Source organism: Labrys neptuniae (genome assembly GCF_040797145.1).
GTDB lineage: Bacteria > Pseudomonadota > Alphaproteobacteria > Rhizobiales > Labraceae > Labrys > Labrys neptuniae.
Map to the genome: position 1 here is coordinate 607,391 of NZ_JBFNQD010000003.1, position 14,807 is coordinate 622,197.

The following is a 14,807-nucleotide window of genomic DNA, read 5'->3' on the forward strand; positions in this document are numbered from 1 at the left end:
GAAAGGAAGGCGTGCTGCCGGGCAAGCCACGTCCGCGCCTGAAGGCCGAAACCCCGCTGCCGCCCCAAGCAGGACACGGCCAAAGGCCATCCCTTGCGGCCCGCTTTCCGATTGTTCGGGAAGCATCACGATATTGTTGAACAATAATTTATATACGTTCAATCAAAACTCTTGATCAAGGCATCAATTTCGATGATATTGCCGGCGGATCGGGAAATATCACCCTACAAGAACCGATCACTTATCCAGACCATCCAATGTCCCCGGGGAGCGAACACCGTGCCTAGTGACATCAGCCTATGGCCCCTCATCGGCGTGGCCATCATCGTCGCGGGCTTCGTCCTGCGCTTCAATCCCATGCTCGTCGTGATCGTTGCCGCGATCGGCACGGCTCTCGCTGCGAGTTTCCCGCCGCAGCAGGTTCTCTCCGCCATCGGCACCGGCTTCCTGAAAACGCGCAATCTGGCGGTGATCCTACTGCTGCCGCTCGCCGTGGTCGGCCTGCTCGAACGCCATGGCCTGCGCCAGCATGCCCAGGCCTGGATCAGCAGGATCCGCTCGGCGACGTCGGGCCGCCTGCTCATCGTCTATCTCGCAGCCCGGCAGCTGACGGCAGCGGTGGGCCTGACCAGCCTCGGCGGGCATCCCCAGATGGTGCGCCCACTGATCGCACCCATGGCGGAAGGCGCGGCCGAGGTCCGGCATGGCTCGCTCACCGAGCGGGTCCGCCACAAGCTCAGGGCCTTTGCCGCTGCCACCGACAATGTCGGCCTGTTCTTCGGCGAGGACATCTTCGTCGCCTTCGGCGCCATCGTACTGATGACGACATTCCTCCGAGAAGCCGGCGTCGAGGTCGAGCCGCTTCATGTTGCCTTGTGGGGCATCCCCACGGCGCTGACGGCCTTCGCCATCCATGCCTTCCGGCTGTCACGCCTCGATGCGGCCATTGCCCGCGATCTGGCCGAGGCTCCGTCCGATGCCGGCCTGCGGCCTGAAGCGCAGTCGGAGGGCTGACATGATCCTCTCCCTTTCCCACCTGTTCTATCTCGTCGGAGCGATCCTGGCCGTCACGGCCGTGATGACCCTGGCCGACCGCAACCATCCCAAGCGCTTCAGCAGCGCCCTGTTCTGGGGCCTCTATGCACTGGCCTTTCTGATCGGGGACTTCCTGCCGCCGGCCGTGGTCGGCGTGGGCGTCGTCGTGCTGGCGCTGATTGCCGGGCTCGGTGGGGTCGGTGCCGGCCGTCACCACATTCCCAGCGCCGCCGAAGCGGTGGCCAGTGCAAAGCGGCTCGGCAACAAGCTGTTCGTGCCGGCGCTTGCCATTCCGCTGCTGACCGTGGCCATCACGCTTTCGGGCCATTACGTCATCATCGGCGGCACGCCGCTGTTCGATCCCAAGAATACCACCCTGCTCGCCCTCGGCATCGCCTGCATCGTCGCGCTCGTCCTCGCCTGCTGGCTGACGCGCGAAACACCCGTCCAGGGCCTGCGCGAATCCCGTCGTCTCACCGATGCGCTCGGCTGGGCCCTGGTCCTGCCCCAGATGCTGGGCATGCTCGGCCTGGTCTTCTCCGATGCCGGCGTCGGCAAGGCGGTCGCCCATCTCACCACCAGCTATGTCAACATGGACCTGCGCCTGGTGGCGGTCGCGCTCTATGTCGTCGGCATGGCGCTGTTCACCGTGATCATGGGCAATGGCTTTGCCGCCTTTCCGGTGATGACGGGTGGGGTTGCCGTGCCGGTCCTGATCGGCGTCTATCACGGCAATCCCGCGGTGATCGCGGCCGTTGGCATGCTGTCGGGCTATTGCGGTACGCTGATGACGCCCATGGCGGCCAATTTCAACATCGTGCCGGCCGCACTGCTGGAGATCGACAAGAATGCCGTCATCCGCGCCCAGATTCCGACGGCGCTGGCGCTGCTCGCCGCCAATGTCGTACTGCTCTATGTCCTGATGCCTCTCTAGAGCAAAACGCGTTCAAGTGTGAACGCTTATTTACTCTAACTCTTTGTTTCGACGCGTCTTTGCGATTTCAGGCGATTCCGTCAAATCGCAAAACGTTCCAGGACATCATTCGTGGAAAGCAGCCATGAGCCCCAAAAAGCCACCGGACCAGACGCCGCCAACCGTGTTGATCACCGGCTTCGAAGCATTCGAAAACGATGAGACCAACGCTTCCTGGGAGGTTGCCCGGGCACTGGATGGCTGGATCTGCGAGGGTGCCCTGGTCCGCTCGGTGCAATTGCCCTGCGTGTTCGGGGCCGCCATCGAGCGCTTGGACGAGGCCTTGAGGCAATGGCGGCCTCGCCTCGTCATCAGTCTCGGACAGGCGAGCGGGCGCGCCGAGATCACGCCAGAGCGCGTGGCGATCAATCTCGACGATGCGCGCATTGCCGACAATGACGGCCGCCAGCCGATCGATATCCCAGTGATATCGGGGGCGCCGGCTGCCTATTTCTCCTCGCTGCCGGTCAAGGCGATCGTGCGCGACCTCAGGTCGGCGGGCCTCCCGGCCTCGCTCTCCACCACAGCCGGCACCTTCGTGTGCAACCATGTCTTCTTCGCCCTGATGCATCGGCTGGCGACGCTGCGCCCGCTTGCCGGCGCAAGGGGTGGCTTCGTGCATATGCCCTGCCTGCCCGAGCATGCCGCGCGCCGACCCGGGCTGCCGAGCCTTGCGCTGGCGACGCAGGTCGAGGCCATCCGGCACCTCACGCACACCGCCCTCACCGTCCAGGAAGACGTACGGGAGAGCGGCGGGCAAATCCATTGAGCCGCCAGGCAGCCGGGCGGCAAGAGCTTATCGGGAGCTTCGTGCCATGAACGTCGACCTCCACCACATCGATCTCAACAGCGATCTCGGCGAAAGCTTCGGCGCCTGGCGCATGGGCGACGACGAGGCGATGCTCGCCATCGTCTCCAGCGCCAATGTGGCCTGCGGCTTTCACGCCGGCGATCCCACCGGCATCCTCGCCACGCTGCGGGCCGCCACAGCCAAGGGCGTGACGGTCGGTGCGCATATCGCTTATCCCGATCTCGGCGGCTTCGGGCGGCGCAACATGGATGTGGCCAGCGAGGACCTGATCGCCGACACCATCTACCAGATCGGCGCGCTCAAGGGCCTGGCCACCGCCGCCGGTACCCGCGTGTCCTACGTCAAGCCGCATGGCGCCCTCTACAACACCATCGCCAAGGACCGGCGGCAGGCAGAGGCCATCATCGAAGGGATCCGGCAGATCGATCCCGGGCTCACTTTGGTGGCTCTGGCCGGTTCTCCCCTCATCGGCTGGGCGCGCGCGGCCGGCCTTGCTGTGGTCGCCGAGGCCTTTGCGGACAGGGGCTATATGCCCGACGGCTCGCTGGTGTCGCGCCGAGAGCCCGGCGCGGTGCTGCATGAACCCAAGGAGGTGGCGGCACGCATGCTGCGCCTCGTCACCGAAGGTACGGTTCCCGCCATCGACGGCAGCGCGGTCCGCATCGAAGCGGATTCGATCTGCGTCCATGGCGACAGCCCCGGCGCCGTCACCATGGCCCGCGAAATCCGAGCCTTGCTGGAACGGTCGGGGGTGGCCGTGCGCTCCTTCATGACGCCCGCGGACGGAGAGCCTTGATGCGCTTCCTGCCGGTCAATCTCGATGCCCTCATGGTGGAACTGCCCGACCTGCCGCAGACCCTGGCCCTGCAGGCCTCCCTGCGCACCGAGCCCATCGCCGGCATCGAGGACATCGTGCCTGCGGCGAGGACCTTGCTGGTGCGCTTTCGTCCGGCAGCCATCGCACAACGGGAGCTGATCAGTGCCATCGGCCGGCGTCGCCTCGATGCCAAGGTCGAGCAAAGCGGCACCCTGATCGAGATCCCGGTCCGTTATGATGGGGAGGATCTCGCCGAGGTCGCCGATCTCCTCAAGATTTCGGTCGAGGAAGTGATCCGGCGCCATACCGGCAGCGACTACACCGTGGCCTTTACCGGCTTCGCACCGGGCTTTGCCTATCTCAGCGGCGGCCATCCGAGCTTCGACCTGCCCCGGCGCGCCACGCCGCGTCCACGCCTGGCCGCAGGTTCCGTGGGTCTTGCCGGGCATTTCAGCGCCGTTTACCCGCAGGCCAGCCCCGGTGGCTGGCAGATCATCGGCGTGACGGACCTGCCGATGTGGGACCTTGCACGCGAGCGCCCCGCTCTGCTGCAGCCCGGCGACCGCGTACGTTTCGTCGAAGCCAGCGGCAGGAAGGATCAGACGCGGAAACGCGACGCCAGCGCTTCCCTCCCCCGGCTGGCACAAGGCCAGGATGAGGGCATCCCTTCTTCCATCCCGCTCTTCGACGTCATCAAGCCAAGTCCGCAGATGCTGTTCCAGGATCTGGGCCGCCCCGGTCAGGCGCGGCAGGGTATCAGCGTTTCCGGCGCGATGGACCGCGCAGCCCTGCGCAGCGCCAACCGGCTGGTCGGCAACCCCAGCCCATTGCCAGGCATCGAGATCGCCTATGGCGGTTGCGAACTCCTCTGCCTCGGCGAGACTGTGGTCGCCGTCACCGGCGCCGAGGGACCGCTCACCTTGACGACCGCCGGAGGGTCCGTTTACCCCGTGCCGCGCTACGCCGCCATCGCACTCACTGCCGGCGACAGGCTGCATTTCGGGGAGCCCCAGGCTGGCATGCGCTCCTACCTCGCCGTCCGAGGCGGCTTCGCCGTTGCCCCGGTACTTGGCAGTGCCGCCACCGACACGCTGGCCCAGATCGGGCCGCCGGCCATTGCGGTCGGCGATCGCCTGTCCGGGCTCGCGCCGCCGCCCGGCGCTGTGACGGGGCTGCCGGACGTCCCGCCCACGCTGCCGCGGCTGGGTGAACCCGTCATTCTCGACGTCGTCATGGGTCCGCGCTCCGACTGGCTCTCCAAGCAGGCACTCGAGGACTTTGCGGCCCAATCCTGGTCGGTGACGCCCCAGTCCAACCGCATCGGCATCCGCCTCGCCGGCGAGCGGGCGCTGAAGCGCGCGCCGGCAAGCGAAGGCAAGGAACTGCCGAGCGAAGGCACGATCCAGGGCTCGATCCAGGTACCGCCGTCGGGGCAGCCGGTACTATTCCTCGCCGATCATCCTTTGACCGGCGGCTATCCCGTCATCGCCGCCGTCGCCCCGTACCATCTCGATCGCGCCGGCCAGATTCCCATCGGAGCACAGATCCGTTTCCGGCCGATCACCCAGTTTCCAGGGGGACTATAATGCCCATCAAGAAGGTCCTGATCGCCAACCGGGGCGAGATTGCCGTGCGCGTGATACGGGCCTGCGCCGACTATGGCGTCGCCTCCGTCGCCGTCTATGCCGATGCTGACATCGATGCCCTGCATGCCCGCATGGCGGACGAGGCCTATGGCCTGGGTGGCGACAAGCCGGCCGAAACCTATCTCGACATCGACAAGCTCATCGCCATCGCCCGCCGCAGCGGCGCCGATGCCGTGCATCCGGGCTATGGCTTCCTCTCCGAACGCGCCGCCTTTGCCCAGGCCGTGATCGATGCCGGCCTGACCTGGATCGGCCCGCCTCCGTCCGCCATCGAGCAATTGGGCGACAAGGTGCAGGCCCGCAAGCTCGCCTTGGCGGTCGGCGCTCCCCTGGTCGCCGGCACCGCCAATCCGGTTGGTGGCCCCGACGAAGTCCTCGCTTTTGCCGAGCAGCATGGCCTGCCGATCGCCATCAAGGCCGCCTTCGGCGGTGGCGGCCGCGGGCTGAAGGTCGCCTGGCGCATGGACGAGGTCGCCGAGCTCTTTGACTCGGCCGTGCGCGAAGCGGTGACCGCCTTCGGGCGCGGCGAGTGCTTCGTCGAGCAATATCTCGACCGCCCCCGCCATATCGAGGCGCAGGTGATCGCCGACAGCCATGGTCATGTCGTGGTGGTCGGCACGCGCGACTGCTCGCTGCAGCGCCGCAACCAGAAGCTGGTGGAAGAGGCCCCGGCGCCCTTCCTCAGCGAGGAGCAGCGCGCCCGCATCCACCAGGCGGCGCGCGATATCTGCGCCAAGGCCGGCTATGTCAGCGCCGGCACCGTGGAGTTCCTCTTGAGTGCCTCGGGCGCGATCTCCTTCCTGGAGGTCAATACTCGCCTGCAGGTGGAGCACCCGGTAACGGAGGAGACCGCCGGCATCGATCTGGTGGTCGAGCAGTTGCGCGTCGCCGACGGCCACCCCCTCAGCATCACCGAGACACCGGCGCCGCGAGGCCACGCCCTGGAGTTCCGCATCAATGCCGAGGATGTCGGGCGCGGCTTCCTGCCGGCCCCGGGCCTCATCACCGCCTTCGAGCCGCCTTCCGGCCCGGGCATCCGCCTGGATACCGGCGTCGCTGCCGGCTCGACCATCCCCGGCAGCTTCGATTCGCTAATGGCCAAGCTCATCGTCACCGGTGCGACACGGGGCGAGGCCGTTGCGCGGGCCCGGCGCGCCCTCGCCGAATTCCGCATCGAGGGGGTCGCCTCGGTGCTGCCTTTCCATCGCACGGTGATCGGCCACACCGACTTCACCGGCGAGCAGGATTTCAAGGTCCACACCCGCTGGATCGAGACCGACTTTGCCGCCACCCTCGCCGCCGCCACACGGCCCGAACCGCTGCCGGCAGCGACACTGCTCCGCACCGCCGTGGAGATCGACGGCCGGCGCGTCACCCTCGGCCTGCCCCCCGCCCTGCTGGGCGGCCTCCAGGCCGTGCCATCAGCGGCGCCGGCGATAGCGGCACCAGCCGAGTCGTCGCACGATGCGGTGATGGCGCCGATGGCCGGGACACTACGCTCCTGGCAGGTGGAAGACGGCGCCGAAGTCGCGGAGGGCGATGTCGTCGCCGTGATGGAGGCGATGAAGATGGAAATGCAAATCAAGGCCCACCGGGCCGGGAAGCTGGCGCAGGAGATCGAAGCCGGCACCACCGTGACGGCCGGCATGGTGATGGCGCGCATCGGATAGGAGCGACGACACGCCATACTCGCAAGAATGAGCGCGACCAGCCTTCTCCCCTTGCGGGAGAAGGTGCCCCGAAGGGGTGGATGAGGGGTGTCGGCACATCGCCAGCAAAGTCGTGTTTCTCCCCTCATCCGGCGCTTCGCGCCACCTTCTCCCGCAAGGGGAGAAGGCTTGTTACTCCGGTTTCTAGTGGACCCGCCGATGGAAACTGGAATTGTCGCCACATTCTGCTAGACGCTTGCCATCGCCTCCCGCCTATGAGCCCGCCGTGATCCCCTGGAAGCATCTCGACACCGCAACGATCCCCCATGGCGGCGGCGAGTTGCGCCTCAAGCAGCGTGGCAGCGAATTCTCGATCATGCTCGGCAGCAACGAGCTGATGAACAGCAGGCTGAGCGGCTCGGAAGAAGCGCTGGCAACGATGGCCGCCGAGCGCCTGGCGGCGCGCAGGCACCCTCGCATCCTGATCGGTGGCCTCGGCATGGGCTTCACTTTGCGCGCCGCCCTGGCAAGTTTCCTGGACGATGCCGAAATCGTGGTCGCCGAACTGGTGCCAGCCGTCGTGACCTGGGCCCGGGGACCGATGGCCGAGATCTTCGCGGGCAGCCTCGATGATCGGCGCGTCAGCATCGAGCTCGGCGATGTCGACGGCGTGATCCGCGCCGGGCACCGCTTCGATGCGATCCTGCTCGACGTCGATAACGGCCCCGAAGGGCTGACCCATGCCGGCAATGACCGCCTCTACAGCCTGGAAGGCCTCGCGGCCGCCCGGGAAGCGCTGACGGCGAGCGGCCTGCTAGCCGTATGGTCGCAAGGCCCCTCTTCGGCCTTCGACAGGCGGCTGCGCCAGGCAGGCTTTGCGGTGGACGAGGTCCGCGTCCGGGCCAACAAGGGGCGAAGCGGCGCCCGGCATGTGATCTGGTTTGCCAAGAAAAGCTGACTGCGATCCGGCCGACGGCCGGGTCCCCTCCACGATCGCCGCTCTTGCCTCCTATGCCCTTGCAGCACGCCGCCCGGCTGCATAACTCTAGAAGATCTTTCTTGCCCGCTTCCCGGGTATTGCGCATCCTGCCTCGCCGCGGACGCTCTTCACCAAGATGAATGCCATGACACTTCGTTCGATCATGCGCTCGGTCGTGGCCGTGCGTGCCAAGATTCCACAGGACGCCTTCACCGCAACTGCGCTCGGCACCGAGCGGGAGGGCAGCGGGGTGGTCATCCGCGATGACGGGCTGGTGCTCACCATCGGCTATCTCGTTACCGAAGCCGACGAGATCTGGCTGACCACCCAGGATGGACGTGTGGTTCCCGCCCATGTCGTGGCCTATGACCAGGCGACGGGCTTCGGCCTGGTACAGGCGCTCGGCCGGCTCGGCCTGCCGGCGCTGGGGCTCGGCAGTTCCGGCAAGGCGGCGGTCGGCGACGAGGCCGTGTTCGTCGACGGTACGGGGCGCCATGTCGATGCCCGTATCGTGGCCAAGCAGGAATTCGCCGGCTATTGGGAATATCTGCTCGACGAGGCGATCTTCATCGCGCCTGCCCATCCCGGCTGGGGAGGCGCGGCCCTGGTCGGCGAAGACGGCAGGCTTCTCGGCATCGGATCCCTGCTCCTGCAGATGGAACGCAGCGGCGAGGATTTCGACATCAACATGGTCGTGCCCATCGACCTCCTCCCCCCCATTCTCGACGATCTCCTGACACGGGGCCAGGTCGACCAGCCACCGCGCCCCTGGCTCGGCGCCTTCTCGGCGGAAAGCAACGGCAAGGTCGTGGTCGCCAGCGTGGCCAAGGGGTCGCCGGCCGCCAAGGCGGGGTTGAAGGCGGGCGACATCATCTCCGACATCCGCAACGAGGAGGTCCGGGGCCTCGCCGATTTCTATCGCAAGGTGTGGAGCGGCGGCCCGGCCGGCGTCGAGGTGCCGATGCGGGTCCTGCGCGATGGCCGCGAGAGCTGGCTGCGCGTCAAATCGGCCGATCGCAACGCCTTCCTGCGCAAGCCGCCTTTGCAGTGACGAGACAAAAGGTCGTCCCGGATCTGCATCGTCATTGCGAGCGCAGCGAAGCAATCCAGTGCCGGAAAACGTGGCGGCCACGGCTCCTGGATTGCTTCGCTGCGCTCCCAATGACACACGGGTCAAACATCGCCGCCGTTGGTATTATGCTTCATCCTGCTCGCCACCCCGGATCTGCGCCGCATCACTACGTGCTGCAGCGCGTCCGGGATGACCATCAGCTCGCGGCCTCCAGCTTGTCCTGGGTCCTGGTCTCGAAATCGCTGGCGTCATGGCGCTCGCGCAATTGGCTCGACGGCTCGCCCGAGGTGCGGTTGACCATGCGCCCGCGCTGCACGGCCGGCCGCTGGAAGATCGCCTCGGCCCAGCGCTGGACATTCTTGTAGTCCTCGACCTGCAGGAACTCGGCCGCGCCATACTGCCAGCCCCTGGCGAGGCCGCCATACCAGGGCCAGACGGCCATGTCGGCGATGGTGTAGTCGCTGCCGGCCAGATATTCGACCTCGCCCAGGCGGCGGTCGAGCACGTCGAGCTGACGCTTCACCTCCATGGCGAAACGGTCGATGGCATATTCGATCTTGGTCGGTGCATAGGCGTAGAAATGGCCGAAGCCACCGCCGAGATAGGGCGCGCTGCCCATCTGCCAGAACAGCCAGGACATGCATTCGGCGCGGGTGGCCGGGTCCTTCGGCAGGAACTCGCTGAACTTCTCGGCGAGATAGAACAGGATCGAACCAGATTCGAACACGCGGATCGGCTCGGCGCCGCTGCGGTCGAGCAAGGCCGGGATCTTGGAGTTCGGGTTGACGTCGACGAAGCCCGAGCCGAACTGGTCGCCCTTGCCGATCTCGATCAGCCAGGCATCGTATTCGGCGCCCTTGTGGCCGCGGGCCAGCAATTCCTCCAGCAGGATGGTGACCTTGACCCCGTTGGGGGTGCCAAGCGAATAGAGCTGGAGGGGGTGGCGGCCGACCGGCAATTCCTTGTCATGGGTGGGGCCGGCGATCGGCCGGTTGATATTGGCGAACGCACCGCCATTCGCCTTGTTCCAGGTCCAGATCTTCGGGGGCGTGTAGTCGGACGAACCGGTCATTCTCGAACTCCAGGTCAGAGCCTATCAGTGAAAGGGCCAGCGAGCGAAGAGGCTGCCTTCATGGCAGATAGGGAGAGGCTGAAGCTCATGCTAGGGCACGCTGTACGGCTGTGCTCCAGAAAATCCCGGCTTCGCATTCCCTCTCCGCTTTATCCCGCGCGCAGAGCCTGCTATTCACGCCCGCATGATAGACGTGCCGCGCATATCCCGAATTATCGTCCCGGCTTCCGCGTGCGGGCTCGGCTGAGCTCCGCGGAAGGTCCGGGTTTGCGCCGCTTTTCCCTTTCCTCCGTATCGACGGATCCCTGTTCATGACCGATGTTGCGTCCCCCTCCAGCGAGACCGCCGAGAGCTCGAAGGCGAGCTCTGGGGCTTTCGACTATTCCAAGACCCTGTTCCTGCCGCAGACGGCCTTCCCCATGCGCGGCGGCCTGCCGCAGAAGGAGCCGGAGATCCTGGCCCGCTGGCAGAGCCAGAACCTGCGCCAGCGCCTGCGCGACACATCGGCCGGCCGGCCGAAATTCGTGCTGCATGACGGCCCGCCCTATGCCAATGGCAACATCCATATCGGCCATGCGCTCAACAAGATCCTCAAGGACCTGGTGACGCGCTCCCAGCAGATGCTCGGCTTCGATTCCAACTATGTGCCGGGCTGGGACTGCCACGGCCTGCCGATCGAATGGAAGATCGAGGAGCAGTACCGCGCCAAGGGCAAGAACAAGGACGAGGTGCCGCTGGTCGAGTTCCGGCGCGAATGCCGCGCCTTCGCCGAGCATTGGGTCGGTGTGCAGCGCGAGGAGTTCAAGCGCCTGGGGGTCGAGGGCGATTGGGAGCATCCCTACCTCACCATGGCCTATGCGGCCGAGGCGCAGATCGCCCGCGAGATCATGAAATTCGCCATGAGCGACCAGCTCTATCGCGGCTCAAAGCCGGTGATGTGGTCGGTGGTGGAGAAGACCTCCCTGGCCGAGGCCGAGATCGAGTATGAGGACCATACCTCCGACATGATCTGGGCGAAGTTTCCGGTGCGCTCGGGTGCCACGCGCGACGAGCTGGCCAAGGCCGCCTTCGTGATCTGGACCACCACGCCCTGGACCATCCCGGGCAACCGCGCCATCGCCTATTCGAGCCGCGTCGCCTATGGGCTCTATCGCGTCACATCAGCGCCCGAGAATAACTGGGCCAAGGTGGGCGACAGCTTCATCCTGGCGGACAAGCTCGCCGAGGAGGTGTTCAAGACCGCCAAGGTGGAAGCCTATGAGCGCCTCGGCGGCGTCGAGGCCGGCGAACTCGCGCGCCTCACCGCCGCCCATCCGCTGGCGGGCTTCGATCCCGGCTACGGCTTTGCCGTGCCCCTGCTCGAGGGCGAGCACGTCACCGACGAGGCCGGCACCGGCTTCGTGCATACGGCCCCCAGCCACGGCCGCGAGGACTTTGACGTCTGGACCGCGCATCAGCGCGAGCTGACTGCCCGCGGCATCAACACGCACATCCCCTATCCCGTCGATGGCGACAGCTTCTACACGGCGGACGCCCCCGGCTTCGCCGGCAAGCGCGTCATCACCGAAAAGGGCGACAAGGGCGACGCCAATGACGCGGTGATCAAGGCACTGGTCGCCGATGGCAAGCTGGTAGCCCGTGGCCGTATCAAGCATCAGTATCCCCATTCCTGGCGCTCGAAGAAGCCGGTGATCTTCCGCAACACGCCGCAATGGTTCATCGCGATGGACAAGCCCATCGACGAGGTGGCTCCGGGCACCGTGCCGGCGGCGACGCCGGCCCGTACGGAAGGCGGCGCCCTGCGCAACGATGTCGGGCCGACGCTCGGCGACGGCTCGTCGCTGCGCGAGCTCGCTCTCAACGCCATCCGGCAGACCCAATGGGTGCCGGCGGCCGGCGAGAACCGCATCACCGGCATGATCGCCAACCGCCCGGACTGGGTGGTCTCGCGCCAGCGCGCCTGGGGCGTGCCGATCGCCGTGTTCATGCGCGACAAGCCGGGTGGCGGCGTCGAGATCCTCAAGGACGAGGCCGTCAACCAGGCCATATCAGCGGCCTTCGAAACCGAAGGCGCCGACGCCTGGTACCAGGAGGGCGCCTCCGAGCGCTTCCTCGGCGCTCGCGCCGGCGAAGGCTGGGTCAAGGTCAACGACATCCTTGATGTCTGGTTCGATTCCGGCTCCACCCACGCCTTCACGCTGGAGGACCCACGCCACTTCCCGGGCCTTGCGGGCATCAAGCGCAAGGTCGATGGCGGCGATGATAGCGTGATGTATCTGGAAGGTTCGGACCAGCACCGCGGCTGGTTCCATTCCTCGCTCCTGGAAAGCTGCGGCACGCGCGGGCGGGCACCCTACGACATCGTGGTCACCCACGGCTTCACGCTCGACGAGCAGGGCCGCAAGATGTCGAAGTCCATCGGCAACACCGTCGCTCCGCAGGACGTGATCAAGCGTTCCGGCGCCGATATTCTGCGCCTGTGGGTCGCCACCACCGACTATGCCGACGACCAGCGCATCGGGCCCGAGATCCTGAAGACGGTGGAGGACACCTACCGCAAGCTGCGCAACACCATCCGCTGGATGCTGGGCACGCTCGCCCATTTCGAGGCCGGCGATAGCGTTGCTGCCGCCGAGATGCCGGAACTCGAGCGGCTGATGCTGCACCGGCTGGCCGAGCTCGACGGCGAGGTGCGCGCCGCTTATGAAAGCTATGACTACAAGCGCGTGGTCGCCTTGCTGGCGACCTTCATGACGGCGGACCTCTCCGCCTTCTATTTCGACGTGCGCAAGGACGCGCTCTATTGCGATCCGAAATCGTCCCTGCGCCGCCGGGCCGCGCTGAGCGTGGTCGACACGCTCTTCACCTGCCTGACGACCTGGCTGGCGCCAGTGCTGTGCTTCACCATGGAGGAAGCCTGGACCTCGCGCTTCGGCCAGGAGAACTCGGTGCATCTGCAGCCTTTCGCGGCAGCCGATCCTGCCTGGCTCGATCCGGCGCTCGCCGAGAAATGGGAGCTCGTGCGCGAGGCGCGACGCGTGGTCACCGGCGCGCTGGAGCATGAACGCGCCGCCAAGCGCATCGGCTCCTCGCTGGAAGCCGCGCCGGTCGTCCACGTCGCCGACGAGGCAACGCTGGCGGTTCTGTGCAGCGTCGATTTCGAGGATGTCTGCATCGTCTCGGGGCTGACGCTCGTGGCCGGCGAAGGCCCCGCCGAGGCCTATCGCCTCGACGGCGTTGCCGGCATTGCCGTGGTTCCCGGCCGGGCCGATGGTATCAAATGCGCGCGTTCCTGGCGCTATTTCGATCCGAAGACCGCCGATCCCGCCTTCCCCGACATCACCCCGCGCGACGCGGCGGCGATGCGCGAATGGCAGGCGGCGGGGGCCTGAGCGATGAAGTCGATGTTTTTTGGGCGCTACACCCTCATCGGGGTGATGGTGGCGGTTCTCGCCATCATCATCGATCAGGGCTTCAAATATTGGGCGCTCCACATTTTCCAGATCGGTGAGCTGATCATGTATCAGGAGGCCGTCGACTGGACGCCCTTCCTGAAGTTCACCCTGGTCTGGAATCGTGGCGTATCGTTCGGCCTGTTCCAGCAGGAGAGCGAGATCGGCCTGATCCTGCTCGTCGCCTTTCGCCTCATTGCCACCGTGCTTCTTCTGGCATGGCTTGCCCGTATCCACACGAAATCATCGGCGATCGGCATCGGCCTGATCATAGGCGGCGCCATCGGCAATGCCGTCGACGGATTGCTGGCGATAGAGGGACCGTTGGCCCCCAATTGGCTGCAGCGGGAAGGCGTTGCCGACTTCTTCCTGCTCCATGCCGGCGATTTTTCCTGGTATGTCTTCAACCTGGCCGATGTCGCCATCGTTGCGGGCGTGGCCCTGCTGTTGTATGACATGGTGGTGAACAAAGAGCCGCAGACGCACGGGTCTTCCTGACTTTTTCAGGTACTGGTTGCCCGGAGGAATGGTGGTTTCTTGGTTTTGACGCATTTTCCGGGCAGTAGAGCGAAGGTCTCTCCCGGAATTTGCACCGAAATCTAGCAGTGATTGGGATACAGGATGCGGACAAAGATTTGGCTTGGCCTGGCTGCGGCGACGGCACTGGTTGCCCTGGCGCCGACGGGTGCGGCGAATGCGCAGTCCCTCGGTCAGAACTTCTTCCAGAAGATGCTCGGCACCGGTGACGATGCGCCGGCAATCAATTATTCCGACCGTGCGCCGCTGGCCAAGCCGGGCAAGCTCGACCTGCCACCGCCCGGCACGGCTGCGACTTCGGACAATGACCCGAACTGGCCGGTGGATCCCGACTACAAGAAGCGCAAGGCCGCCGGCGTGATGCCGCGCAGCAAGGCCGAGCATGGCGATGGCCGGCTCTCGCCTGACGAGATGGCGGCAGGCCGCGTGCCGGGTGCCGGTCGGGTCGACGCGCCGGAGCCGTTCGATGCGGCCAAGGCCAGTTCGGTCCCGCTCAAGCCCAGCGAACTGCAGAAGCGCCTCAACCTCGGCGAGGACAACACGCCACTCGCGGCCGGCGTCGAACCGCCACGCCGTTCCTTGACAGAGCCGCCGGTTGGCTATCGCAAGCCACTCGCCTCGGCGCCGCTTGCCGGCAACGAACCCCTGCCTTCCGAAGGCAACAAGAGCGAATCCTGGTTCGACCGGGTCTTCAAGACCCCGCGGGTCAAGTAGGAAGTTCAGGGACGCAGAATACCAATGGGGCCGGTCGCAAGATCGGCCCT

12 protein-coding genes are annotated in these 14,807 nt (G+C 66.2%); 11 read left to right on the forward strand and 1 reads right to left on the reverse strand.

Annotation, left to right across the window (positions count from 1 at the left end; translation table 11 throughout):
* The first annotated feature begins 279 nt into the window (after window positions 1–279).
* The 8 genes from ABXS05_RS13535 (at window position 280) to ABXS05_RS13570 (ending at window position 8,961) form a co-directional block, all read left to right on the forward strand.
* Window positions 280–1,014, forward strand: coding sequence for a DUF969 domain-containing protein (locus ABXS05_RS13535; RefSeq protein WP_311933856.1), 735 nt, complete (start codon window positions 280–282; stop codon window positions 1,012–1,014).
* Window position 1,015: 1 nt separating this feature from the next.
* On the forward strand, window positions 1,016–1,969 hold the full coding sequence (locus tag ABXS05_RS13540) for a DUF979 domain-containing protein (protein ID WP_311933859.1): 954 nt from the start codon (window positions 1,016–1,018) through the stop codon (window positions 1,967–1,969).
* Window positions 1,970–2,093: 124 nt separating this feature from the next.
* Window positions 2,094–2,777, forward strand: a complete 684-nt coding sequence (gene pcp / locus ABXS05_RS13545; protein WP_367624247.1) for a pyroglutamyl-peptidase I — start codon at window positions 2,094–2,096, stop codon at window positions 2,775–2,777.
* Window positions 2,778–2,823: 46 nt separating this feature from the next.
* Window positions 2,824–3,615: a LamB/YcsF family protein gene (locus ABXS05_RS13550; protein ID WP_367624248.1), complete on the forward strand. Its 792-nt coding sequence runs from the start codon at window positions 2,824–2,826 to the stop codon at window positions 3,613–3,615.
* Window positions 3,615–5,222, forward strand: coding sequence for a 5-oxoprolinase subunit B/C family protein (locus ABXS05_RS13555; protein WP_367624249.1), 1,608 nt, complete (start codon window positions 3,615–3,617; stop codon window positions 5,220–5,222). Before ABXS05_RS13550 ends, ABXS05_RS13555 begins: the two co-directional genes overlap by 1 nt.
* Before the next feature lie 5 nt (window positions 5,223–5,227).
* Entirely contained in the window at window positions 5,228–6,952 is a 1,725-nt protein-coding gene (locus ABXS05_RS13560) for an acetyl/propionyl/methylcrotonyl-CoA carboxylase subunit alpha (RefSeq protein WP_367624319.1), read from the forward strand.
* Between the two features lie 265 nt (window positions 6,953–7,217).
* The gene (locus ABXS05_RS13565; protein WP_367624250.1) at window positions 7,218–7,889 is read left to right on the forward strand and encodes a spermidine synthase; all 672 of its coding nucleotides are present in this window, start codon (window positions 7,218–7,220) and stop codon (window positions 7,887–7,889) included.
* Between the two features lie 166 nt (window positions 7,890–8,055).
* Complete coding sequence (locus ABXS05_RS13570; RefSeq protein ID WP_367624251.1) at window positions 8,056–8,961, forward strand: S1C family serine protease; 906 nt, start codon at window positions 8,056–8,058, stop codon at window positions 8,959–8,961.
* A 217-nt stretch (window positions 8,962–9,178) separates the two neighbouring features.
* On the opposite strand, the gene yghU is transcribed toward ABXS05_RS13570, so the two are convergent.
* On the reverse strand, window positions 9,179–10,054 hold the full coding sequence (gene yghU, locus ABXS05_RS13575) for a glutathione-dependent disulfide-bond oxidoreductase (protein WP_367624252.1): 876 nt from the start codon (window positions 10,052–10,054) through the stop codon (window positions 9,179–9,181).
* A 311-nt stretch (window positions 10,055–10,365) separates the two neighbouring features.
* Between yghU and ileS the strand changes: the two genes are divergently transcribed.
* The 3 genes from ileS to ABXS05_RS13590 all read left to right on the forward strand — a co-directional run bounded on the left by ileS (window position 10,366) and on the right by ABXS05_RS13590 (window position 14,757).
* Entirely contained in the window at window positions 10,366–13,446 is a 3,081-nt protein-coding gene (gene ileS, locus ABXS05_RS13580) for an isoleucine--tRNA ligase (protein ID WP_367624253.1), read from the forward strand.
* Window positions 13,447–13,449: 3 nt separating this feature from the next.
* Window positions 13,450–14,004, forward strand: coding sequence for a signal peptidase II (gene lspA / locus ABXS05_RS13585; RefSeq protein ID WP_311944688.1), 555 nt, complete (start codon window positions 13,450–13,452; stop codon window positions 14,002–14,004).
* A 123-nt stretch (window positions 14,005–14,127) separates the two neighbouring features.
* Window positions 14,128–14,757 carry a hypothetical protein gene (locus ABXS05_RS13590; RefSeq protein ID WP_311944690.1) on the forward strand — a complete coding sequence of 210 codons (630 nt, stop codon included), beginning with the start codon at window positions 14,128–14,130 and terminating at the stop codon, window positions 14,755–14,757.
* Window positions 14,758–14,807: the final 50 nt, after the last annotated feature.

Excerpts from the sequence above, each read along its gene's own strand:
- ABXS05_RS13540 (WP_311933859.1), top strand. The coding sequence starts at position 1,016 with ATGATCCTCTCCCTTTCCCACCTGTTCTATCTCGTCGGAGCGATCCTG.
- pcp (WP_367624247.1), top strand. The coding sequence starts at position 2,094 with ATGAGCCCCAAAAAGCCACCGGACCAGACGCCGCCAACCGTGTTGATC.
- ABXS05_RS13550 (WP_367624248.1), top strand. The coding sequence starts at position 2,824 with ATGAACGTCGACCTCCACCACATCGATCTCAACAGCGATCTCGGCGAA.
- ABXS05_RS13555 (WP_367624249.1), top strand. The coding sequence starts at position 3,615 with ATGCGCTTCCTGCCGGTCAATCTCGATGCCCTCATGGTGGAACTGCCC.
- ABXS05_RS13570 (WP_367624251.1), top strand. The coding sequence starts at position 8,056 with ATGACACTTCGTTCGATCATGCGCTCGGTCGTGGCCGTGCGTGCCAAG.
- yghU (WP_367624252.1), bottom strand. The coding sequence starts at position 10,054 with ATGACCGGTTCGTCCGACTACACGCCCCCGAAGATCTGGACCTGGAAC.
- ileS (WP_367624253.1), top strand. The coding sequence starts at position 10,366 with ATGACCGATGTTGCGTCCCCCTCCAGCGAGACCGCCGAGAGCTCGAAG.
- lspA (WP_311944688.1), top strand. The coding sequence starts at position 13,450 with ATGAAGTCGATGTTTTTTGGGCGCTACACCCTCATCGGGGTGATGGTG.
- ABXS05_RS13590 (WP_311944690.1), top strand. The coding sequence starts at position 14,128 with ATGCGGACAAAGATTTGGCTTGGCCTGGCTGCGGCGACGGCACTGGTT.